The 20,442-nt window shown below is 69.4% G+C and carries 17 protein-coding genes and 1 tRNA gene; 7 read left to right on the top strand and 11 right to left on the bottom strand.

Annotated elements, in window-relative coordinates; translation table 11 throughout:
• Positions 1-303: 303 nt before the first annotated feature.
• The 6 genes from rho to argS form a co-directional block, all read right to left on the bottom strand.
• Entirely contained in the window at positions 304-2,265 is a 1,962-nt protein-coding gene (rho, locus tag ACFW0G_RS15630) for a transcription termination factor Rho (protein ID WP_378325900.1), read from the bottom strand.
• Between the two features lie 416 nt (positions 2,266-2,681).
• Positions 2,682-3,563 (bottom strand): homoserine kinase, encoded by an 882-nt coding sequence (gene thrB / locus ACFW0G_RS15625; RefSeq protein ID WP_378325899.1) that lies wholly within the window; start codon positions 3,561-3,563, stop codon positions 2,682-2,684.
• Positions 3,560-4,621 carry a threonine synthase gene (thrC, locus tag ACFW0G_RS15620; protein WP_378325897.1) on the bottom strand — a complete coding sequence of 354 codons (1,062 nt, stop codon included), beginning with the start codon at positions 4,619-4,621 and terminating at the stop codon, positions 3,560-3,562. The genes thrB and thrC overlap by 4 nt, the downstream gene beginning before the upstream one ends.
• A gap of 76 nt (positions 4,622-4,697) precedes the next feature.
• Positions 4,698-6,011 carry a homoserine dehydrogenase gene (locus ACFW0G_RS15615; RefSeq protein ID WP_378325896.1) on the bottom strand — a complete coding sequence of 438 codons (1,314 nt, stop codon included), beginning with the start codon at positions 6,009-6,011 and terminating at the stop codon, positions 4,698-4,700.
• Between the two features lie 3 nt (positions 6,012-6,014).
• On the bottom strand, positions 6,015-7,445 hold the full coding sequence (gene lysA / locus ACFW0G_RS15610) for a diaminopimelate decarboxylase (RefSeq protein ID WP_378325895.1): 1,431 nt from the start codon (positions 7,443-7,445) through the stop codon (positions 6,015-6,017).
• Between the two features lie 4 nt (positions 7,446-7,449).
• Positions 7,450-9,108, bottom strand: coding sequence for an arginine--tRNA ligase (gene argS / locus ACFW0G_RS15605; protein WP_378325893.1), 1,659 nt, complete (start codon positions 9,106-9,108; stop codon positions 7,450-7,452).
• Positions 9,109-9,315: 207 nt separating this feature from the next.
• Here argS and ACFW0G_RS15600 point away from each other — a divergent pair, with 207 nt between their 5' ends.
• The 3 genes from ACFW0G_RS15600 (at position 9,316) to ACFW0G_RS15590 (ending at position 12,118) form a co-directional block, all read left to right on the top strand.
• Entirely contained in the window at positions 9,316-10,122 is an 807-nt protein-coding gene (locus tag ACFW0G_RS15600) for a DUF3105 domain-containing protein (RefSeq protein ID WP_378325905.1), read from the top strand.
• Entirely contained in the window at positions 10,119-10,841 is a 723-nt protein-coding gene (locus ACFW0G_RS15595; protein ID WP_378325891.1) for a DUF305 domain-containing protein, read from the top strand. The genes ACFW0G_RS15600 and ACFW0G_RS15595 overlap by 4 nt, the downstream gene beginning before the upstream one ends.
• A 449-nt stretch (positions 10,842-11,290) precedes the next feature.
• Entirely contained in the window at positions 11,291-12,118 is an 828-nt protein-coding gene (locus ACFW0G_RS15590) for a class I SAM-dependent methyltransferase (protein WP_378325890.1), read from the top strand.
• A 17-nt stretch (positions 12,119-12,135) separates the two neighbouring features.
• Here the strand turns inward: ACFW0G_RS15590 and ACFW0G_RS15585 are convergent, their stop codons facing one another.
• Both ACFW0G_RS15585 and ACFW0G_RS15580 read right to left on the bottom strand, forming a co-directional pair.
• Positions 12,136-13,062: a cation diffusion facilitator family transporter gene (locus ACFW0G_RS15585; protein WP_378325903.1), complete on the bottom strand. Its 927-nt coding sequence runs from the start codon at positions 13,060-13,062 to the stop codon at positions 12,136-12,138.
• Between the two features lie 157 nt (positions 13,063-13,219).
• Entirely contained in the window at positions 13,220-13,792 is a 573-nt protein-coding gene (locus ACFW0G_RS15580) for a hypothetical protein (RefSeq protein WP_378325888.1), read from the bottom strand.
• Positions 13,793-13,910: 118 nt separating this feature from the next.
• On the opposite strand from ACFW0G_RS15580, the gene ACFW0G_RS15575 reads away from it, so the two are divergent.
• Positions 13,911-13,983: transfer RNA gene (locus tag ACFW0G_RS15575), tRNA-Arg, on the top strand.
• A gap of 267 nt (positions 13,984-14,250) precedes the next feature.
• Here the strand turns inward: ACFW0G_RS15575 and ACFW0G_RS15570 are convergent.
• The 3 genes from ACFW0G_RS15570 to ACFW0G_RS15560 form a co-directional block, all read right to left on the bottom strand.
• On the bottom strand, positions 14,251-15,081 hold the full coding sequence (locus tag ACFW0G_RS15570; protein ID WP_378325887.1) for a class I SAM-dependent methyltransferase: 831 nt from the start codon (positions 15,079-15,081) through the stop codon (positions 14,251-14,253).
• Between the two features lie 42 nt (positions 15,082-15,123).
• Entirely contained in the window at positions 15,124-15,993 is an 870-nt protein-coding gene (locus tag ACFW0G_RS15565; protein WP_378325886.1) for an EamA family transporter, read from the bottom strand.
• Positions 15,994-16,111: 118 nt separating this feature from the next.
• The gene (locus ACFW0G_RS15560; protein WP_378325885.1) at positions 16,112-16,330 is read right to left on the bottom strand and encodes a hypothetical protein; all 219 of its coding nucleotides are present in this window, start codon (positions 16,328-16,330) and stop codon (positions 16,112-16,114) included.
• A 554-nt stretch (positions 16,331-16,884) separates the two neighbouring features.
• Between ACFW0G_RS15560 and ACFW0G_RS15555 the strand changes: the two genes are divergently transcribed.
• The 3 genes from ACFW0G_RS15555 to ACFW0G_RS15545 are packed head-to-tail and all read left to right on the top strand — an operon-like array spanning position 16,885 to position 20,435.
• Positions 16,885-17,886: an NAD-dependent epimerase/dehydratase family protein gene (locus ACFW0G_RS15555; RefSeq protein ID WP_378325884.1), complete on the top strand. Its 1,002-nt coding sequence runs from the start codon at positions 16,885-16,887 to the stop codon at positions 17,884-17,886.
• 39 nt (positions 17,887-17,925) lie between these two features.
• Positions 17,926-19,233: a glycosyltransferase family 4 protein gene (locus tag ACFW0G_RS15550; RefSeq protein WP_378325883.1), complete on the top strand. Its 1,308-nt coding sequence runs from the start codon at positions 17,926-17,928 to the stop codon at positions 19,231-19,233.
• On the top strand, positions 19,230-20,435 hold the full coding sequence (locus ACFW0G_RS15545; protein WP_378325882.1) for a cytochrome P450: 1,206 nt from the start codon (positions 19,230-19,232) through the stop codon (positions 20,433-20,435). Before ACFW0G_RS15550 ends, ACFW0G_RS15545 begins: the two co-directional genes overlap by 4 nt.
• Positions 20,436-20,442: the final 7 nt, after the last annotated feature.

Below are 20,442 nucleotides of genomic sequence, written 5' to 3'. Positions count from 1 at the left end.
CCTTATGGGCGTCTGACGCCCATAAGGTGGCCTTAACGGCATTTGTCCTAGCCGGGGACGGCCTCATGACCCGAACGCGTCGTTCAGGACGTTGAACGTCTCGTTCGCGTCGTTCGCGACAAGGGGGGCCACCTGCGACAAGGGTGTCCCTCGGTGCATCCAACGCACCGGGGGCGTCCCTCGGTGCGGTCGATGCACCCAGGGCGTCCCTCGGCACCCGCGGACGCCCCAGGCGCCGAAAGCGGTGAAGGCCTCCTTACCGGCGCTCAGCGCCGGTAAGGAGGCCTTCACGGACCGGAAAGCTCAGTCGTCGTCGGACGAACCGAGGGCGGTCTTCGAGACCTGCATCAGGAACTCGATGTTGGTCTTCGTCTTGCGCAGCCGCGAGATCAGCAGGTCGATGGCCTGCTGCGAGTCCAGCGCGGTCAGCACGCGGTTCAGCTTCACCGTGACCGCGAGCTCGTCCGGCGAGAGCAGCAGCTCGTCCTTGCGGGTACCGGACGGGTTGACGTCGACCGCGGGGAACACCCGGCGCTCGGCGATCTTCCGGTCCAGCTTGAGCTCCGCGTTGCCGGTGCCCTTGAACTCCTCGAAGATGACCGTGTCCATCGTCGACCCGGTCTCCACCATCGCGGTGGCGAAGATGGTCAGCGAGCCGCCGTTCTCGATGTTGCGCGCCGCGCCGAGGAACCGCTTCGGCGGGTACAGCGCGGTCGAGTCGACACCACCGGACAGGATCCGGCCGGACGCCGGGGCCGCCAGGTTGTAGGCACGGCCGAGGCGGGTGATCGAGTCGAGCAGCACGACGACGTCGTGGCCCATCTCGACCAGGCGCTTGGCCCGCTCGATGGACAGCTCGGCGACCGAGGTGTGGTCGGACGGCGGGCGGTCGAAGGTGGAGGCGATGACCTCGCCCTTCACCGACCGCTGCATGTCGGTGACCTCTTCGGGACGCTCGTCCACGAGCACGACCATCAGGTGGCACTCGGGGTTGTTCGTCGCGATCGCGTTCGCGATGTCCTGCATGATCGTGGTCTTACCGGCCTTCGGCGGCGACACGATCAGCGCGCGCTGTCCCTTGCCGACCGGCATCACCAGGTCGATGACGCGGGTGGTGAGCTTGTGCGGTTCGGTCTCGAGCCGCAGTCGCTCGTTCGGGTACAGCGGGGTCAGCTTGGTGAAGTCGGGACGGCGCTTGGCCTCGTCCGGCTCCAGTCCGTTGATCGAGTCGACACGCACCAGCGGGTTGAACTTCTGGCGCTGCTGCTCGCCCTCGCGCGGCTGGCGCACGACACCGGTGATCGCGTCACCACGGCGCAGGCCGTACTTGCGCACCAGCGAAAGCGAGACGTACACGTCGTTCGGGCCGGCGAGGTAGCCGGAAGTCCGCACGAACGCGTAGTTGTCCAGCACATCGAGGATGCCCGCGACGGGCAGCAGGACGTCGTCCTCGCGGATCTCGGTGTCCGGCGAGCCGCCTTCCCCGCGGCCGCCGCCACTGCCTCGGCGCCGACGGTCCCGGAAGCGCCGCCCGCGACGGCCGCCTTCCTCGTCGTCGTCCGACTGGGCGCGGTTGCCGTCCTGCTGGTTGCGCTGGCGCTGGTCCTGGCCGCCCCGGTTGCCGCCCCCGTCACGGTTGCCACCATCGCGGTTGCCGCCGTCGCGGTTCCCGTCCCGGTTACCACCCTGGCGGTTGCCGCCCTGGCCGTCCTGGCCGGCGGAGCGGTTCGCACCACCGCGGCGGCGCCTGCTGCGGCCGCCCTCGCCACCCTGCTCCTGGCCTTCGCCCGCGGGCTGGGCGTCCTGCTTGTCCTGCGCGGGGCGCTCGGTCTCCCGGGCGGGCTGCGCGTCTTCGGACGCCTGCCGCGGCGCCTCGGCCTTCACCGGCTCGCGCTTGGCGGGCTCGGCCTTGGTCTCCACCTTGGGTGCCTCCGCCTGCGTGGCCTCGGCCTTCGGCTCCGGCTTCTTCGCCTCGCCGACACCCTCCAGCGGCAACGTCTGGCTACCGGCGGCGGCGCTGCTGCGGCGCTTGGTCTTGCCCTGACGCTCACGGATCGCGGCGATCAGGTCGCCCTTGCGCATACCCGCGGTCTCACCGACACCCAGTTCACCAGCCAGCTGGCGCAGCTCGGCGATGACCATGCCGGACAAACCCCCGGTCCGGCGCTTGGGAGCGGTGGCAGTCCCGTTCGACTCGGTGCCGTTGGACGCGGCGGCCGGTGTCTGACTGTCCACGTCTCCGCTCAAAAGATCGGTGTTGCTCACACATGTCCTTCCTGACCGATCCACGCCTCCAGGTGGATCAGCGGACCACCGCCCGCGTCCGATTGCGAAACGGCGTTCTGTCCCCGATGCGGGCAAGTCGCAGCCTAGCCGTGCGAGACACGGCGGGCAGGCAGCCAGCACAGGGGTTTGCCTCCTCCTAACGAAGGAAACGGAATTCGGCACCGCCGAGACCGGAAACCCGCCTGCGTCACTCCGCTATCCCGCTAGCCAGGCGGTGCGGATCTGGCGGATCGACGAAGGATGCGGCTCCGGGAGGCTCCGAGGCTCCCCATGACCGGCATCGGGTGCGGAAACGCACGGTGATCGAACGCCCCCGAGGGTAGACCGCACCCTCGCCGGGTGCAACAACCACCCCCCGCGTGGCGGGGTACCCGGCCACTCACGTGACCGAGGCTTTACAGAGCCGCAACCTGCACACCGGCGAGGTCGACGACCAGTTCGGCGACGTCGAAACCGGCAACGTCGACCGATGGCGGCAATATTCCCGTCGTGGTCAGCGCGAGCACGGTGGGACCGGCGCCGGAAATCGTGGCGGGCACGCCGTGGGCACGCAGCGTACGCACCAGCGCGGCGCTGGCCGGGTACGCCGGGGCCCGGTAGTCCTGGTGCAGCCGGTCCTCGGTGGCCGCCAGCAGCAGCTCCGGACGCTCGGTGAGCGCGCGCACCGCGAGCGCGGCGCGGCCCGCGTTGTGCGCGGCGTCGGCGAGCGGGACGTGGGCCGGGAGCAGGCCGCGAGTGGCCTCCGTCGACGAGCGGGTCGGCGGAATCGCCAGCACCGGGCGAATTTCCGGGGATGGGGTGAGCCGCTCGGCGTGGAATCGGTCACTTTCCGACCAGGCGATCACCAGCCCGCCCAGCAGGCTCGCCGCCGCGTTGTCCGCGTGGCCTTCGAACTCCGCCGCCAGCTGCAGCGCGTCATCGTCGAGCGGGCGATCCGCGAGCGCGTAGCCCGCGGCGATGCCCGAGACGACAGCGGCCGCCGAGGAACCGAGCCCGCGGGCGTGCGGAATCGCGTTGGCACAGCGCAGATGCAGCCCGGGCACCTCGACGCCGAGCTGCGCGCAGGCCCGCCGGATGGCCCGCACGACCAGGTGCGTCTCATCGGTCGGGACGTCCTCCACGCCGCCCGCGCCCGCGTCGGTGACCTCGACCTTGAGGCCGTCGTCGGCGACCCTGACCTCGACGACGTCGTACCTGGCCAGCGCCAGGCCCAGCGCGTCGAAACCGGGGCCGAGATTCGCCGTGGACGCCGGGACCGTGACGCGGAACCCGGTCACGAGAGGTCCAGCGCCGCCGCGACGGCGGAGGGGTCGACGGCGAGCGGCTCGACCTCGACGTTGCCTTCCAAGGCCGTGGCGGGGTCCTTGAGGCCGTGGCCGGTCACCGTGCAGACGACGGTCGAGCCCTTCGGCAGCCGTCCGTCGGCGGCGGTGGCGAGCAGCCCGGCGACCGACGTCGCCGAAGCGGGCTCCACGAAGACGCCTTCCTTGCTGGCGAGAAGCCGGTACGCCTCGAGGATCTTCGCGTCGGTGATGGCCTCGAAGAGCCCGTCGGAGGCCTCCTTGGCCTTGACCGCGCCGTCCCACGAGGCCGGGCTGCCGATGCGGATCGCGGTCGCGATCGTGTCCGGATCGGCGACCGGCTCGCCGTGCACCAGCGGCGCGGCGCCCGCGGCCTGGAAACCGAACATCCGCGGGGTGTTCTTCACCACACCGTCGGCGGCGTACTCGGCGTACCCCGCCCAGTAGGCGGTGATGTTGCCCGCGTTGCCCACCGGAAGGCAGTGGATGTCCGGCGCCGCGCCGAGCACGTCGCACACCTCGAACGCCGCCGACTTCTGGCCCGCGATCCGCACCGGGTTCACCGAGTTGACCAGGGTCACCGGGTAGTCGGCGGCGGTCTTGCGGGCGAGTTCGAGGCAGTCGTCGAAGTTGCCGTCCACCTGGAGGATCCGCGCACCGTGCAGGACGGCCTGGGCGAGCTTGCCCATCGCGATCTTGCCCTGCGGGACGAGCACCGCGCAGGTGAGCCCGGCCCGCGCGGCGTACGCGGCGGCCGAGGCCGAGGTGTTGCCGGTCGACGCGCAGATGACGGCCTTGAGCCCGCTGGCGAGCGCGTGCGTGATCGCGACGGTCATCCCGCGGTCCTTGAACGAACCGGTCGGGTTGACGCCCTCGACCTTGAGGTAGACCGTGCAGCCGGTCAGCTCGGACAGCTGCGCCGCGGGCAGCAGCGGGGTGTTGCCCTCGCCGAGGGTGATGACCTTCGCCCCGGCGGGAACGGGGATCCGATCGGGATACGCCTCGATGATTCCGGGCCACGCCTTGATGCTCATGCGAACGCCTCGCTTCGCGAGACAGCGCCGAATCCCTTTTGGCGCATGATATCCATGATTCGCTCGCAAGCTTCGCTCATGTGTCTTCGCCTTCCACCCGCATCACGCTGACGACGTCGTGCACCACGTCCAGCTTGCCGATCTCGTCCACTGTGGACTGTAGTGCCGCGTCGGGAGCCAGGTGCGTCACCACGACCAGGCTGGCCCGGTCGTCGGCGTCGCGCTGGCGCACCGCCGCGATGCTGACCCCGTGCCCGGCGAACGCCTGCGCCACCTGGGCGAGCACGCCCGCGCGGTCGGCCACCGAAAGGCTTACGTGGTAACGCGTCGGGGTCTGGCCCATCGGCCGCACCGGCAGCGCCGCGTGGGCCGACTCGCGCGGCCCACGCCCACCCGCGACGCGGTTGCGTGCCACCGCGACGAGATCGCCGAGCACGGCGCTCGCGGTCGGCGCGCCCCCGGCGCCCTGTCCGTAGAACATCAGCTCGCCCGCCGCGTCGGCCTCGACGTAGACGGCGTTGAACGCGCCGCCGACCCCGGCCAGCTGGTGACTGCGCGGGATCATCACCGGATGCACGCGGGCCGACACGGATTCGACGCCGTTGTCGTCGGTGACGCGCTCGCAGATCGCCAGCAGTTTGACCGTGCGGCCCAGCATCCGCGCGGCGGCGAGGTCCGCGGCGGTGACGTCGGCGATGCCCTCGCGGTGCACATTGGCGGCGGTCACCCGGGTGTGGAACGCGAGGGAAGCGAGGATGGCGGCCTTCGACGCGGCGTCGTAGCCGTCGACGTCGGCGGTGGGATCGGCCTCGGCGTACCCGAGCCTGCTCGCCTCGTCGAGGGTCTCGGAGTAGCCCGCGCCGGTGGCGTCCATCGCGGAGAGGATGTAGTTCGTGGTGCCGTTGACGATGCCCATGACGCGGGTTATCCGGTCCCCCGCAAGGGATTCCCGCAACGGGCGCAGCAGCGGGATGGCGCCGGCGACGGCGGCCTCGAAGTACAGGTCAGCCCCCGAGGCGTCGGCGGCGGCGAACAGCTCCCCGGAATGCTCGGCCAGCAGCGCCTTGTTCGCGGTGACCACGGACTTGCCCGCCGCCAGCGCCGCGAGCAGCCAGCCGCGCACCGGCTCGATCCCGCCGACCAGCTCGACCACGACGTCGACGTCGTCGCGGGTGACCAGCTCGGCCGCGTCCGCGGTGAGCAGCTCCGGCGGCAGCTCGGGGTGCTTGTCCGGCCTGCGCACCGCGATCCCGGCCAGCTCGACCGGCGCGCCCGCCCGCGCGGCCAGCTCCTCGCCCTGTTCGGCGAGGATCCGGACGACCTCGCCACCGACCGTGCCGCAGCCGAGCAGGGCGACCCTGATACTGCGCCGATCGTCTACTGTGGACACCGTTTAAACCTCCAGGCGCAGCATGTCGTCGGTCGTCTCCCGCCGCAGCAGCACCCGTGCGCTGCCGTTGCGCACGGCGACCACCGCCGGGCGCGGCTGCCGGTTGTAGCCACTGGCCATCGAGTAGCAGTACGCGCCGGTCGCCGCGACGGCGAGCAGGTCGCCGGGTGCCAGGGTGTCGGGCAGCCAGCAGTCGCGGACCACGATGTCGCCGGATTCACAGTGTTTTCCCACGACCCGGGACAAAGTCGCCGCGACCGGCTCCTCCCCGTCCGCCGCGGAGCGGGAAACCAGGCGGCAGTCGTAGACCGCGTCGTAGAGCGCGGTACGGATGTTGTCGCTCATCCCGCCGTCGACGCTGACGTAGCGGCGCGCGGCGTTGTCGCCGAGCGCGACGTCCTTGATGGTGCCGACCTCGTACAGCGTGATCGTGCCGGGACCGGCGATCGCGCGGCCGGGCTCGCCCGCGATGCGCGGCACCGGCATCCCCGCGTACTCGCACTCCTTGCGCACGATCTCCCGGATCTGGGTGATCATCTGCGCGGGCGGCGGCGGATTGTCCTTGTCGGTGTAGGCGATACCGAATCCGCCGCCGAGGTCCACCACGGACAGCTGGTCGAGCAGCTCGGTGCCGTGTTCCTTGGCCAGTTCGGCCAGCAGGCCCACGACGCGCCGTGCGGCGACCTCGAAGCCGTCGGCGTCGAAGATCTGCGAGCCGATGTGGCTGTGCAGGCCGATCAGCTGGAGCGAGGGCGCGTTGAGCACGCGCCGCACCGCCTCGGCCGCGTCCCCGGACGCCAGCGAGAAACCGAACTTCTGGTCCTCGTGCGCGGTCGCGATGAACTCGTGCGTGTGCGCCTCGACGCCGACCGTGACCCGGATCAGCACCTTCTGCACGACATCGAGCCGCGCCGCGACATCCGCGAGGCGCGCGATCTCGTAGTAGGAGTCCACGACCACGGTGCCGACCCCGGCCCGGACCGCGTCCTCCAGCTCGGCGATCGACTTGTTGTTGCCGTGGAAGGTGATCCGCTCGGCCGGGAAGTCCGCCCGCTGCGCCACGGCCAGCTCGCCGCCGCTGCAGACGTCCAGGCTCAGGCCCTGTTCCGCCACCCAGCGGGCGATCTCGATGGACAGGAACGCCTTGGACGCGTAGTGCACCAGCGACGGGTCGTCGAACGCCTCGGCGTAGTCGGCGCAGCGGGACTTGAAGTCCGCCTCGTCGACCACGAACAACGGCGTGCCATAGGTTTCGGCCAGCTCACGGACGTCGACCCCGGCGATCCGCACGACGCCGTCGGGCGCGCGATAGGTGTTGCGGGGCCAGACCTTCGGGTAGAGCCGGTCGAGTTCGTCCGCGCTCGCGGGCGGGAACCCGGAGGCGTCGGCGTGCGGGTAGACGTCGGCGTGGCGGGGGCCCGCGGGGTGTGCCATGCGATTACATCCGTTCCGGAGCGGAAACACCGAGCAGGGACAGTCCGTTCGCCAGCACCTGGCGAGTGGCCTCGCTCAACGCGAGACGGGCGTAGGTGAGGGGGGTCGCCTCCTCGTCGCCCCTCGGCAGCACCCGGCCGACCGCGTTCCACTTGTGGTAGGCGCCGGCGAGCTCTTCGAGGTACCGGGCGACGCGGTGCGGTTCGCGCATCTCCGCCGCCCGGCGCACGGTCGCCGGGAACTCGCCGAGCGTGCGGATCAGATCGCCCTCGGCGGGCAGCGTCAGCAACCCGAAATCGACACTGTCCTCAGTGGACTTCAGGCCGAGGTCGTTCGCGTTGCGCTGCAAGGAAGCCAGCCGCGCGTGCGCGTACTGGACGTAGTAGACCGGGTTGTCGTTGGAGTGCTTGCGCAGCAGGTCCAGATCGACGTCCAAAGTGGAATCGACGGAGTAGCGGATCAGCTCGTAGCGGGCCGGGTCGACGCCGACGGCCTCGACGAGGTCCTCCATGGTGATCACGGTGCCCGCGCGCTTGGACATCCGCACCGGCTTGCCGTCGCTGACCAGGTTCACCATCTGGCCGATGAGCACCTCGACGGTGGCCGGGTCGTCGCCGAACGCCGCCGCGGCGGCCTTGAGCCGCGCGATGTAGCCGTGGTGGTCCGCGCCGAGCATGTAGATGCACAGGTCGAAGCCGCGGTTGCGCTTGTCCTTGAAGTAGGCCAGGTCGCCCGCGATGTAGGCCGGGTTGCCGTCCTGCTTGATGACGACGCGGTCCTTGTCGTCGCCGTACTCCTTCGACTTCAGCCACCAGGCGCCGTCCTCGAAGTAGAGGTTCCCGGAGTCCTTCAGCTCCTGGACCGCCGAGGCCACCGCGCCGGACTCGTGCAGCGAGTTCTCGTGGAAGTAGACGTCGAAGTCGGTACCGAACTCGTGCAGGCTCTGCTTGATCTCACCGAACATCAGCTCGATGCCGATCGAGCGGAAGGTCTCGTGCCGCTCGGCATCGGGCAGGGACAGCGCGGCGGGCGAGGCCTTGATGACCTCGGCGGCGATGTCGCTGATGTACCCGCCCGCGTAGCCGTCTTCGGGAGCGGGCTCGCCCTTCGCGGCGGCGATCAGCGACCGCACGAACCGGTCGATCTGCGCACCCGCGTCGTTGAAGTAGTACTCGCGGGTGACGTCGGCGCCCTGCGCGGCCAGCACCCGGCCCAGCGCGTCGCCGACCGCGGCCCAGCGGGTGCCGCCGAGGTGGATGGGGCCGGTGGGGTTCGCCGAGACGAACTCCAGGTTGATCCGGCGCCCGGCCAGCGCGTCGCCAAGACCGTAGCCGTCACCGGCGGTGAGCACCTGACGGACGAGCTCGCCCTGCGCGTCGGCGGCGAGCCGGAAGTTCAGGAAGCCGGGGCCCGCGACCTCGGCGGCGTCGACCCCGTCGGCCGCGGCGACGACCTCGGCCAGCGCCTCGGCGAAGTCACGCGGCTTGAGGCCCGCCTTCTTGGCCACCTGGAGCGCGAGGTTGGTCGCGTAGTCGCCGTGTTCGGGGTTGCGGGGACGTTCGATGGTCACCTGCTCGGGCAGCACGGCGGTGTCGAGACCGCGGGCGCTGAGCACCTGCACGGCGGAGCTGCGGACCAGGTCGGCGAGAGCGGCGGGAGTCACTCGCGGAATTCTAGGTGTGCCCTGGTCGGGCGCTCGCAGCGGTCTCGGCGGCGCCGGTTCTCCTGCGTGATCGGCCGACGCGTTCACGGTGATCAGACGCACGGTCTCTACACTTGCCGGGGGCAGGTCCGTCCGGGGCCGCAGGAGGAGAACGCGGGAGCCATGGCGAACGGGACAACCAGGAAGAAGGGGACGCCGAAGAACGCGATGAAGGCGGCCCGGAGCACTTCCGTCGTGTCCAAGAAGGGCACACCTTGGGGCACCATCATCGCGGTGGTCGCCGTCGTCGCGCTCGCGGCCTCGGTGTTCACCTATTACATGGTGCAATCCGCGCCCAAACGCGGACAGGCCGACCGGGAAGCGGCCGCCGCCGCCTACGCGCCGTCCGCGCAGGACCCGGACCCGTCCAAGCGCATCTCCGGCGTCACCACCGCGACCTACACCGGCAGTGTGCACGTCCTGCCCACCGAGCGGGTCGCCTACGACAAGACCCCGCCCTTCGGCGGGCCGCACGACGGTTTCTGGGCGGCGTGCAACGGCGTCGTCTACCCGAACCCGGTCCGCAACGAGAACATGGTGCACGGTCTCGAACACGGCGCGATCTGGATCGCCTACAACCCGGACCAGGTCAAGGGTGAGGCGTACGACCTGCTGAGGGCCCGCGTTTCGCAGAAGCCGTTCATGATGCTCTCCCCCTACCCCGGCCTGGACAAGCCGATCTCGCTGCAGTCGTGGGGTCACCAGCTCAAGCTGGACAGCGCCGACGACCCGCGGATCGACCAGTTCGTCGCGGCGCTGCGGACTAACCCGAACGGGGTCTACCCGGAGATCGGCGCCTCGTGCGACGCGCTCGGCCCCGGCCAGTTCGACCCGAACAACCCGCCGCCGTTCGACCCGTCGAAGCCCGGCCCCGACGCGAAGCCCATGGACTACAAGGGCAGCACCGGCGCCCAGGGCGAACAGCAGCCGGGCGGGATGAACCAGCCGCCCGCTTCGAAACCGGCCGGAAAGTGAGCACCGAAGCCGACCACGAGGCCGTGCCCGAGTCGCCACCGGAGCGACCGGGCTGGTCACGCTGGGTGATCGTCGGGGCGGCCATGCTGGCCGTCCTGCTGATCGGCGCGACCGTCGGGATGTTCCTCACCCGCCTCTCCGACGGTTCGGACGACACCGCGACCCCGAAGGCGGGTTCGGTCGAGGTCGGCTTCGCGCAGGACATGTCGGTGCACCACCTGCAGGCGGTCACCATGGCCAACTGGGCCCGTGACCACTCGGCGGACCCGGAGATCCGGCAGCTCGCGTTCGACATCCAGAGCACCCAGCTCGAGCAGGTCGGCCGGATGAAGGGCTGGCTCATGCTGTGGGGCCAGCCCGAGCAGGCCATCGGCGCCTACATGAAGTGGATGACCGAGCCGATGGGGCACGGGCACGGCGGCTCCGCGCCGATGTCCATGCAGCCCGCGAACGGCGCGCCGATGCCAGGGATGGCGTCCGAGGCCGAGCTGTCGAAGATGCGGACCCTCACCGGCAAGGCCCTCGACGTCGACTTCCTGCAGCTGATGCTCCGGCATCACCAGGGCGGCACGGACATGGCCCAGTACGGCTACGACCACTCGCAGCTCCCCGCGGTCAAGGCGCTGGCGCAGAGCATGCTCACCTCGCAGGGCGCCGAGATGAACCAGATGACCCTGATGCTCAAGGCCCGCGGCGCCGATCCGCTGCCCGCCCCCTGACTTCTGCCGTTCGGTCCGTGAAGGCCTCCTTACCGGCGCTCAACGCCGGTAAGGAGGCCTTCACGGCTTTCCGGGCTCCAGCGAGAGTCCACAAGGGACACTCCGCGCGGGGAGGTGGCTGGCACGTCCTGAACGACGCGGTCGGGACGCTCAACGTCTCGTACGCGTCGTTCGCGGCACTGCTCCCACACAGATATTGCCGAGGGACGCCTTCAGTGCGCTCAACGCACCGAGGGACGCCCCCGTCGCACCCAACGCACCAAGGGCGTCCCTCGGTGCCTCCCGCCCGCAATGTGAACGTTCGCGCCATCGGCTCGGCGGCCCCGTCGCGCGCGCTTTTGTGACGACGGTGAGTATCGCCGCCGCGGGCACCCGAACGTGCGACACAAGAACGCGGATTTCCGTTGCACAGCAAGGAAAACCGGCGTGCCGGCGGTTAGGCTGGGCCGATGAGCGAAACCGATCTCCGGGAATCCGTCGCGGGATTGTTCGACCGGTCTTCGGAGACCTACGACGCGGTCGGCGTCGAGTTCTTCCCCGTTTTCGCACGGCAGTTGCTCGAAGACGTCGATCTCCGGCCCGGCGAGCACGTCCTCGACGTCGGCTGCGGCCGCGGCGCCGTGCTCTTCCCCGCCGCCGAGCGCGTCGGCCCGCAGGGACGGGTGACGGGGATCGACCTGTCACCCGGGATGATCGAACGCACCGCCCACGACATTCGCGAGCGGAACCTGACCAACGTCACCGCCGAGGTCATGGACGCCCAGGAACCCGCGCTACCGCGCGCGAGTTTCGACGTCGTGCTCGCTTCGGCGGTGGTGTTCTTCCTGCCGGACCCGGTCGCGGGGCTGCGGGCCTGGCACGGGCTGCTGAAGCCGGGCGGGCGGCTCGGGGTGACGCTGTTCGGGGGCAACGATCCCCGCTGGTCCGGGGTCGAGCGGGTGTTCCGGCCCTTCGTGCCGCCCGCGATCATCTGGGCGATGGTGAACCCGGAAAGTCCCGTGGTTTCCCCGGAGAACTTCGAACGCGCGCTCGGCTCCGCGGGCTTCACCGCGACCTCCTCGGCGACCCGGGAACACCCGATTGTCTTCTCCGGCCCGGAGCAGTGGGTCGACTGGTCACTTTCCCATGGCCAGCGCGCGTTCTGGGAGTTCGTGCCGGACGAACTACAGCAGCGGGTGCGCTCCGAAGTCCTCGACGAACTCGACCGGCTTCGTGAGCCCGACGGCCGCATCGTGATGCGCCAGGTCGTGCGCTACACCCTCGCGCGGCGCGGCTGACCGGGCCGCGCATCGGATCACCAGGTGAGTTCCTGACACCGGCGCGCACTCTGTGGAGCTTCGACCTGCAACGTCGCATGCTCGATGGAATACCGGTCGGCCAGGAGGTTCCGCGCCTCGGTGAGGACGTCCGACTGTTCCGCCGGGGACGCCACCGTCAAATGCGCCGAAGCGACCTCCATTCCGGAGGTGAGCGTCCAGACGTGCAGATCGTGGACGTCGGAAACCCCGGGCAGCGCGGCGAGTTCGGCGCTGATCGCGGCGACGTCCACCCCGTGTGGCGCGTGCTGGAACAGGATCCGCAGCGCACGGCGGGCGAGCGTCCAGGTGCGCGGCAACACGAACAGGCCGATCGCCACGCCGATGATCGGGTCCGCGTACCGCCAGCCGGTCAGCAGCGTGATCAGCCCGGACAGCAACACTCCGACGGAGCCGATGAGGTCCGCCAGCACTTCGAGGTAGGCACCGCGGACGTTGAGGCTCTCCCGCGCGCCGGCCCGCAGGACGAGGAACGACACGATGTTCGCCACCAGTCCGGCCGCCGCGGCGAGCAGCACCGGCAGGCCGGGCACCGCGGGCGGGTCGGAGATCCGGCCGATGGCCTCGACCAGGACGTACCCTGCGACGCCGAACAGCAGCAGCGCGTTCGCGAGCGCCGCGAGCACCTCGGCGCGGTAGAGCCCGAACGTCCGGCTGAACGTCGGCCCGCTGCGCCGGGCGAGCAGGATCGCGGCCAGCGCCATCCCCACGCCGAGCACGTCGGTGAACATGTGCGCCGCGTCGGAGATCAGCGCGAGCGAGCCGGTCGCGAACCCGACCACGACCTCCAGCACCATGAAACCGGCACCGATCGCCAGCGCCACGACCAGCCCGCGGACGTAGCGCCCGGACGCGCTCGCCGTCGCGGTGGCGTGTCCATGACTGTGCCCGTGTCCGTGGCCCATCGTCCAGCCTCCGCTCGCGTATGGCCGCATGCGCATACCGCTAAGAAAGGTAACCCTAACCTCGGCTCCTGCACGGTACCGGAGAACGCCACTCCCGCCCTATCCCCCAGGCGAGGCGATCCCACGCTGTGGCGTCACGCACAGCCGCCCCGGCCGGTCAGCGCAGGCGGTGCATCCGCGCGAGCAGCCGTGCCTGTTCGCGCTTCAGGGACTCGAAAGAGGTCCGCATGTAGGCGTCCAGCTCCGCACGCGGGAAATCACCGGCGATCGACACATGATCGTCGAACCGGACGGAATCGAACCCGTCTTCCTGCCAGCGGGCGACGAGAGGCTCGTAGCAGACGACGTGAGCGCACAGCGCCTTCAGCGGCTCGGGGATGGTGTCCTCACGCAGCAGGTCGGCATGGGACACGACCGTCTCGACCATGCGCCGGTTGAGCGGCATGAAGACCGTCGACATCCACAACCGCCAGGTAGCGGCCTGCTCCTCGGTGGCGACGTCCGACCTGACCCACACGACCCCGTACCGGCCGGAGAACTTGTTCCAGGCCCGGTCCACGGCCTCCGCCTGCGCGTAGAGCGGTCCGTAGAGTTCGCTGAGCTGACGGTTGACCCGCTCCAGCCGATCCTTGCGGCGCGCCAGGCGCAGATTCGTCAGATAGGTCGCTCCGTAACCGGTCGCGGCCACGAACACGGTGACCACCAACGGGACCACGACACTCAACTGCACGAACGCCAACGCTACCGTTCCGTGGACGCGAAGCCGATTCGAGCGCGCTGCTCCGCGTAAGGCACCCGGCGAGACACCCATGCGCGGGTATGCGCTAGGCTTTGCTCAGCAACGAGACGCCCTCGTAGCTCAGGGGATAGAGCACTGCCCTCCGGAGGCAGGTGTCGCAGGTTCGAATCCTGCCGAGGGCACTCGACCGGTGGCGAGCTGTGCTCGCGGAGAGCGCTTGCCTTGCCGGTCTCGTCATCCCCTGCGGGGTGCAACCCCGCACCCGCCCGGAGGCCACGCCCCGGACCCCAGCAGTGGTCACCTCGGTCCTGCACGCTCCGCAAACGAACACGTTCACCCACGGATGAATGCGCTCGCGGAGAGCGCTTGCCTCGCCATTACTCCCCGCATCTGCCGGAGGCTCCAGCACTGGCCGCGCAGGGCCTGGTTCGCCAAGCGCTTCCCGGTCGTCAGTGCGCGATGAAATACCGGATCGGGGACGGGATCTCGAGGGCGCCGGAAGGGGTCCGGTACTGCGCCGCCTCGTCGGCGATCGTCTCCGCCACCGCCTCCCGCCGGTCCTCCGGCATCGTGTCCCACATCATCCGCATGCCGTGGGTCCAGGTCCACCGGACGAACTGCTGGGGCGACTCCGCTCTGAGCAGTACGTCCTCCACGTGGACGCGGACATCGGCGAAACCGGCTCGCCGCAGGTCCGCCTCCGCCTTGGCCGCCCCGCCGAAGGCCTCCTCCTGCGGGTACACCCGTGGCGAAACCGAGTAGCGGGCGCTCGCTTCGGCGATGGAGCGCAGGCCGAACACCCGGGCCTCGGGCTCGGTCACCGTCGCCGGGGCGCACACCGCCAGCCTGCCGCCGGGTGCCAACAGCCGCCGGTACCGCCCATAGGCGTTTTCCAGGTCGGGAACCATGTGCACGCTGTTGCTGCCGATGACGGCGTCGAAGTAGCCGGGCGCGAAACCCGGCTGGGAACCGTCCATCACGGCGACGACCGCGCCGCGGGCGTGCCGCCGGCGCAGTTCGGCGGCGGTGCGCTCCACCATGGCCGCCGAGACGTCGATCCCGACGACCTGCCCGGTGTCACCGACCGCGTCGGCGGCGGCGAACAACGCCGCGCCACGACCGCATCCGATGTCCAGCACGTACTCCCCCTCTGCGAGTCCCGCCAGTTCGACGAGTCTCCCGGCCACCGGCTGGAAGTACTCGACGCCGTTCTGGTCGTAGGACTCGGCCACCGTGTCGAAGGTCGACCGCACGGCCGCGTCGGGGGAAGTTCGGTTCATTGCTCGTTCCCTCCGCAGTTTCCGGGATTCGGTTTCCGGGGTTCAGGCGAAAGTCAGCATGGCCACGCCGCCCATCACGACGAGCGAGCCCGCGACTCTGCGGTGCAGCTGTTGCTCACCGAGGAAGTACCACCCGCCCAGCACGGCGGTGACGATGCTGAGCTCCTTGACCGGCGCGATGACGCTGACCGGCGCCAGCCGGATCGCGAACAGGACCAGCACATAGGCGGCCGGGACAAGGACGCCGACCAGCAGGATGTTCCGCCAGTGCCCTGCCCACAGTTCCCGGAGCCGCCGGATCCGGCTCAGCGCGACCGGCGAGAGCACCAGGACCTCGCCGACCGAGACGCCCCAGAACACCAGCAGCGGTGAGATCCCGAAGCCGCTCACCACGTGCTTGTCCCACAACGTCGCCACCGCGTTGGCGAGGCCGATGAGCAGGCCGAAACCCAGCGCTGCCAAGGTAGCCGCCCTGTTCACCGGCGCCGGGGACCGGTCGACGGTGATGACCAGCACGCCGGCGATCACCGTCGCCGCGCCGAGCAGAGCGAGTACTCCCGGGCGTTCGCCGAGCACGAGCACCGCGGCGGTGATCGCGAAAACGGGTGCGGCACCACTGGAGAGCGGATACACCACCGAAAGCTCGGCGGTGCGATAAGCCCGTTGCAGCAACAGGTAATAGCTCAGCTGGAGACAGGTGCCCACCGCGGCCGACACCGCCCATCTGCCCAGGTCCACCGGCCCGCCCAGCAGGAGCGTGCCGAGTCCGAGCGGGAGCACCACCACGCTGCCCACCGCCATGTAGGAGAAGACGAACAGCGTCCCCGACGCACCCATCCGCTTGGCCACGACGTTCCACCCCGCGTGCGCGAACGCCGCGACGAGCACCAACAGCACGGCAACGACGATCACGCGGCACCTTTCCCATGACTCTCGACGGAATCGGGCATCCAAGCGTCCTGCGCCCCCAGCAGGCGCGGCCGGCGCGGCCGATCACCGCGGACGATGAACCGCGCCGGCCGCGCTGTGACTACACCGCGATCAGGTCGTAAACACCGGCGGACGGGCTCAGCGCCCGGTCCGAGACCCATTCACTGCGGTCCGACACCCAGTTCGCCCGGTCCGAGACCCAGTTGGCCCGGTCGGAGAACCACGTGCTCCGGTCCGACACCCAGTTCGCGCGGTCGGAAACCCAGTTCGCGCGGTCCGAGACCCAGTTGGCCCGGTCCGCTACCCAGTTCATCTCCATGTTCCCTCCTTTCCTGGCTCGAAGAGAAATGCCCGGACGGCGCGGCCGCCCGTGACAGGACATCCGGGAGGCGTGCCCTGCGACACGTGCCACCCGGCGGGCACGAACACCTGTGACTCCACAATGGACGAACGGATATCCGACCTGACTCCGACGGTTTACCCTCGATCGCCCCAGTCGCCGGTAGATCGCGCCAAACCTTTTGTAGCATCACGGTCAAGCGTTCTTCAATGGTCCATCGGTGCCCGGTTCTGTCGCGCTCTGTTCCTATCGGGACCGCACGGCACCCGAACGGACCTCGTTCCACGACACCGTGATCACCTTCTCGTACACGCGTACGAGATCTCGTTTTCCCTTTCACAGCAACGGTTTCAAATCCTGTCGAGAGACAGGAACACCTTGATCGGTAAGCGCGTTCAGCTAAATTGATCTTCCACCCGATCGGCGGATTTCACCTTCCGTAAACCTTTGGTCCAATGAAGAGGATTAACTCTCACCGGTGTCACTGGGCGGACTCGGCACCGGCTCCAGTAAATGACTTCATGAGGAGCGCTATGCCTTCCTGCACGAATGTGCTCGTCACCGGCGGCGCGGGTTTCATCGGCCGCAACATGATTGCCCAGATGGTTCTGGACGGCTACACGATCACGGCACTGGACAACTACAAGATCGGCGGGAAGGAGTTCCTCGCCGACGAGATCCGTGACCAGGTCAACTGGGTCGAGGGCGACTCCCGCGACTACGGGCTCATCGCCGAGCTCACCAAGGGCAAGGACGGGGTGATCCACCTGGCCGCGCCCTCGTCCTTCCTGATGTACGAGGAGGATCCGACCGACGGGGCCTCGGTCACCACCCAGGGCTTCCTCAACATCCTGGAAGCCGTGCGCCGCAACGACGTCGGCAAGCTGGTCTACGCCAGCACGAGCGCGGTGTACGAGGGCAATCCGGTTCCCTACACCGAGGACATGACACTGGCCCCGCCGGATCTCAAGGCGCTGTCGAAGAAGTGGAACGAGGAGGCCGCGAGGCAGTACTCGGACCGGTACGGGATCACCGCGATCGGGCTCCGGCCGTTCAGCGTCTACGGGCACGACGAGTTCAGCAAGGGTGGCTACGCGAACGTCATCTCGCTGTTCGTCTGGGCGGCTCTGAGCGGGAAAACGCCGGTCGTGTGGGGAAACGGCCAGCAGACCCGTGACTTCATCTACGTCACCGACGCGGGACGCGCCTTCCAGCTCGCGCTGGAACAGGATCTCAAGACCCAGGAGTTCAACGTCGGCACCGGTCTGGAGACGACGTTCAACCGTGTCCTGCATCTCGTCGGCGCCGAACTCGGCATCGAATTCACTCCGCAGTACGTACCCACCCCGATCGCCATCTACGCGGAACGGCTCTGGGCGGATACGCGCGCGGCGGAGAACATCCTCGGCTTCCATCCTTCGGTCACCGTGGAAGAAGGTGTCCGGCGGGTGATCGAGTCGGCGAAGGCGGCTCAAGACCGCTGGCCCGAGCTGGGGAAGCAGCAGATGTACTTCGAGACCCTGCCCCGCCACTGAACCAGCACCGGGTGCTCCGACGGACGGGAACGACAAGGGATGAAACGCGTACTGGCGCTGACCGACGCGCCCGACGACGTCAGGATCTTCTGCCAGGACAGCGAACTGCTGCTGTTCCGGATCGAGCAGATGCCGGCGAGCCGGCACAGCTTCGCATTCTTCGAGCAGGTGTACCAGAGACTGCGGGAAGCGTGCGACCTGTCCTCTGTGGACCTCGTGATCGCCGAGTACACCGAAGCGTTGCCGCTGCTGTACCTGATGCGGCGTGACGGGTACTCCTGTCCGGCGCTGATCATCCCGCACACCAACCCGTATCCGCTCAACATCCTCTCCCAGCTGTTACTGGTGGCCGAAACCGCGCATCCCGGCGACCTGGTCATCTGCGGCTCGACCAACGCGGCGGCCGCCTACGAGCGGGTCGCCGGGATCCCGGCACGCAACATCTGCACGTTCGGCATCAAGAACATCTACCGGCCGGGGGACAAGGCCGCCGCCCGCGCACGGCTCGGCCTCCCCGCCGGCAGGCCGATCCTGGCCTACACCGGCAGGTTCATGGCCGACAAGGGCATCGGCCCGCTGCTGGAGGCCTACCACGGACTGCGCCGCCGGATCCCCGAGGCGCTGCTGGTCATGTCGATGACCCATGTGGACACCGTGCTGTACAACCAGCTCGCCGCCCGGCTCGAACACGTCGTGCAGTTCCAGCGCCTCGAACGGCGGGACACGGTGAACCTCTACAACGCCGCCGATCTCTACGTGTCCGGCGCCACGAGCATCTTCGAAACCTACGGCAAGGCCCCGCTGGAGGCGATGGCCTGCGGCATTCCGGCGGTGGTGCCCCGGTGGGACGGCTTTCCCTACTTCGTCGGCGAACACAACGGCGCGCTCGCCGACGTCGACTACTGCGAAGAACCGCAGAGCAGCCCCTTCGACTTCGCCAGGGTCCGGGCAGGCGACCTCGCCGACCAGTGCCATCGGGTGCTGGAACACGGACCGTTGCGCGACTACCGCGTCCCGGCGTGGGCGACCTACGACGAGACGATGCGTGTCCTGCGTGACGTCGTCGGCGAACTCACCGAACATCCCCGGCGGATCACGCCCGCGCCCGGCACGGCGGAACTGCGCCAGGAGCGCTATTCCCCTGCCGTACGCGCGTTTCTCGGGCACTACCGGCTGAACACGGTGGCGGATCTCGTCACCAGGACCACCGAGCTGGGCCTGATCGACCGGCGTGATCCCGGCGACCCGGCCATCCTGCGCGGCCTTCACGACGAGATCTTCCGGATCATGGACGCCGACCCCGGCCGGGCCGAGAACACCGAGACAACCGGGGTGGTGGCGGGATGACCACCGCCGAAGCCCTTGCCGCGCAAGGCGGCGAGTACGCGTCGCTGGTGAGCTGGTGGGCCAGGATGCGCGAGGAGAAACCGGTTTCCCACGATCCGGAGCTGGGCAACTGGCACGTGTTCCGCTACGCCGACGCCGTCCGGATCGTCGGTGACCACGAGACGTTCTCCTCGGACCTGCGTTCGGCCGTCCGTCAGCCCGAGCAGTTCGCGATCGTGGCCAAGGGCGCGTTCAACGGTTTCGACCCGCCCGAGCACACGAAACTGCGAAGCCTGGTCCGGGGCGCGCTCACGCCGAGGATGATCGCCGGGCTCGGCCCGAGGATCACCGCGATCGCCGAGGAGCTGCTCGACGCGCTCGCCGGGAAGGACCAGGTCGAGCTGGTCGCCGACCTCGCCTATCCGCTGCCGCTGATCGTGATCGCCGAACTGCTCGACATTCCGCTGGCCGACCGGCACCGGTTCCGTGCCTGGGCCGACGCGTTGTTCTTCCAGGGCCGCGGCGACGAGCCGGTGGTCGTGGCGACCGAGGAGATGCTGCTGTCCATCGAACCGCTCATCGGCGAGATGAACGCGTACTTCCTCGACCACATCCGGTACCGGCGGAAGCATCCGGCCGGTGACCTGATCAGCAAGCTGGCCTCGATCGAGGTCGACGGATTCCGGCTCACCGACGAGGAAGTACTGGGCGTCTGCGGGTTCCTGCTGGTGGCCGGGCACATCACCACGACGCTGGTGCTGGGCAACGCGGTGCAGCTGCTGGCCACCCACCCCGGGGCCGCGGCACAGCTGCGCGCGGACCCGGCGCTCATTCCCGATGCGGTCGAGGAAGTCCTGCGGTTCCGCGGCCAGCTTCCCGCGACACCGCGCCGGACCACCCGCGAGGTCACCATCGGCGGCACCCGGATCCCGGCGGGCGAGGTGGTGCTCGTCTGGATCGCCTCGGCCAACCGGGACGAACGGCAGTTCCCGGACGCGGACCGGTTCGACATCCGGCGCGCCGCCAACCGGCATCTGGGATTCGGCAGGGGGATCCACTTCTGCGTCGGCGCCGCGCTCGCCCGGCTGGAACAGGACCTCGCGCTGCGTGCGGTGCTGCGGCGGTGGCCGGATTTCGCCGTCGCGGACGGGGCGATCGCCGAGGACGCGCGCAAGGCGATCGGCTATCGCGCGTTGCCGCTCGCGGTGAGCTGGGCGGGCTGACCGTCCG

Origin of the sequence: Amycolatopsis sp. NPDC058986 (assembly GCF_042741125.1) — a bacterium.
Taxonomy (GTDB): domain Bacteria; phylum Actinomycetota; class Actinomycetes; order Mycobacteriales; family Pseudonocardiaceae; genus Amycolatopsis.
This window is presented reverse-complemented; position numbering and strand designations above follow the sequence as displayed.

Excerpts from the sequence above, each read along its gene's own strand:
- thrC (WP_378325897.1), bottom strand. The coding sequence starts at position 4,621 with ATGAGCATCAAGGCGTGGCCCGGAATCATCGAGGCGTATCCCGATCGG.
- lysA (WP_378325895.1), bottom strand. The coding sequence starts at position 7,445 with ATGGCACACCCCGCGGGCCCCCGCCACGCCGACGTCTACCCGCACGCC.
- ACFW0G_RS15600 (WP_378325905.1), top strand. The coding sequence starts at position 9,316 with ATGAAGGCGGCCCGGAGCACTTCCGTCGTGTCCAAGAAGGGCACACCT.
- ACFW0G_RS15590 (WP_378325890.1), top strand. The coding sequence starts at position 11,291 with ATGAGCGAAACCGATCTCCGGGAATCCGTCGCGGGATTGTTCGACCGG.
- ACFW0G_RS15585 (WP_378325903.1), bottom strand. The coding sequence starts at position 13,062 with ATGGGCCACGGACACGGGCACAGTCATGGACACGCCACCGCGACGGCG.
- ACFW0G_RS15570 (WP_378325887.1), bottom strand. The coding sequence starts at position 15,081 with ATGAACCGAACTTCCCCCGACGCGGCCGTGCGGTCGACCTTCGACACG.
- ACFW0G_RS15560 (WP_378325885.1), bottom strand. The coding sequence starts at position 16,330 with ATGGAGATGAACTGGGTAGCGGACCGGGCCAACTGGGTCTCGGACCGC.
- ACFW0G_RS15555 (WP_378325884.1), top strand. The coding sequence starts at position 16,885 with ATGCCTTCCTGCACGAATGTGCTCGTCACCGGCGGCGCGGGTTTCATC.
- ACFW0G_RS15550 (WP_378325883.1), top strand. The coding sequence starts at position 17,926 with ATGAAACGCGTACTGGCGCTGACCGACGCGCCCGACGACGTCAGGATC.
- ACFW0G_RS15545 (WP_378325882.1), top strand. The coding sequence starts at position 19,230 with ATGACCACCGCCGAAGCCCTTGCCGCGCAAGGCGGCGAGTACGCGTCG.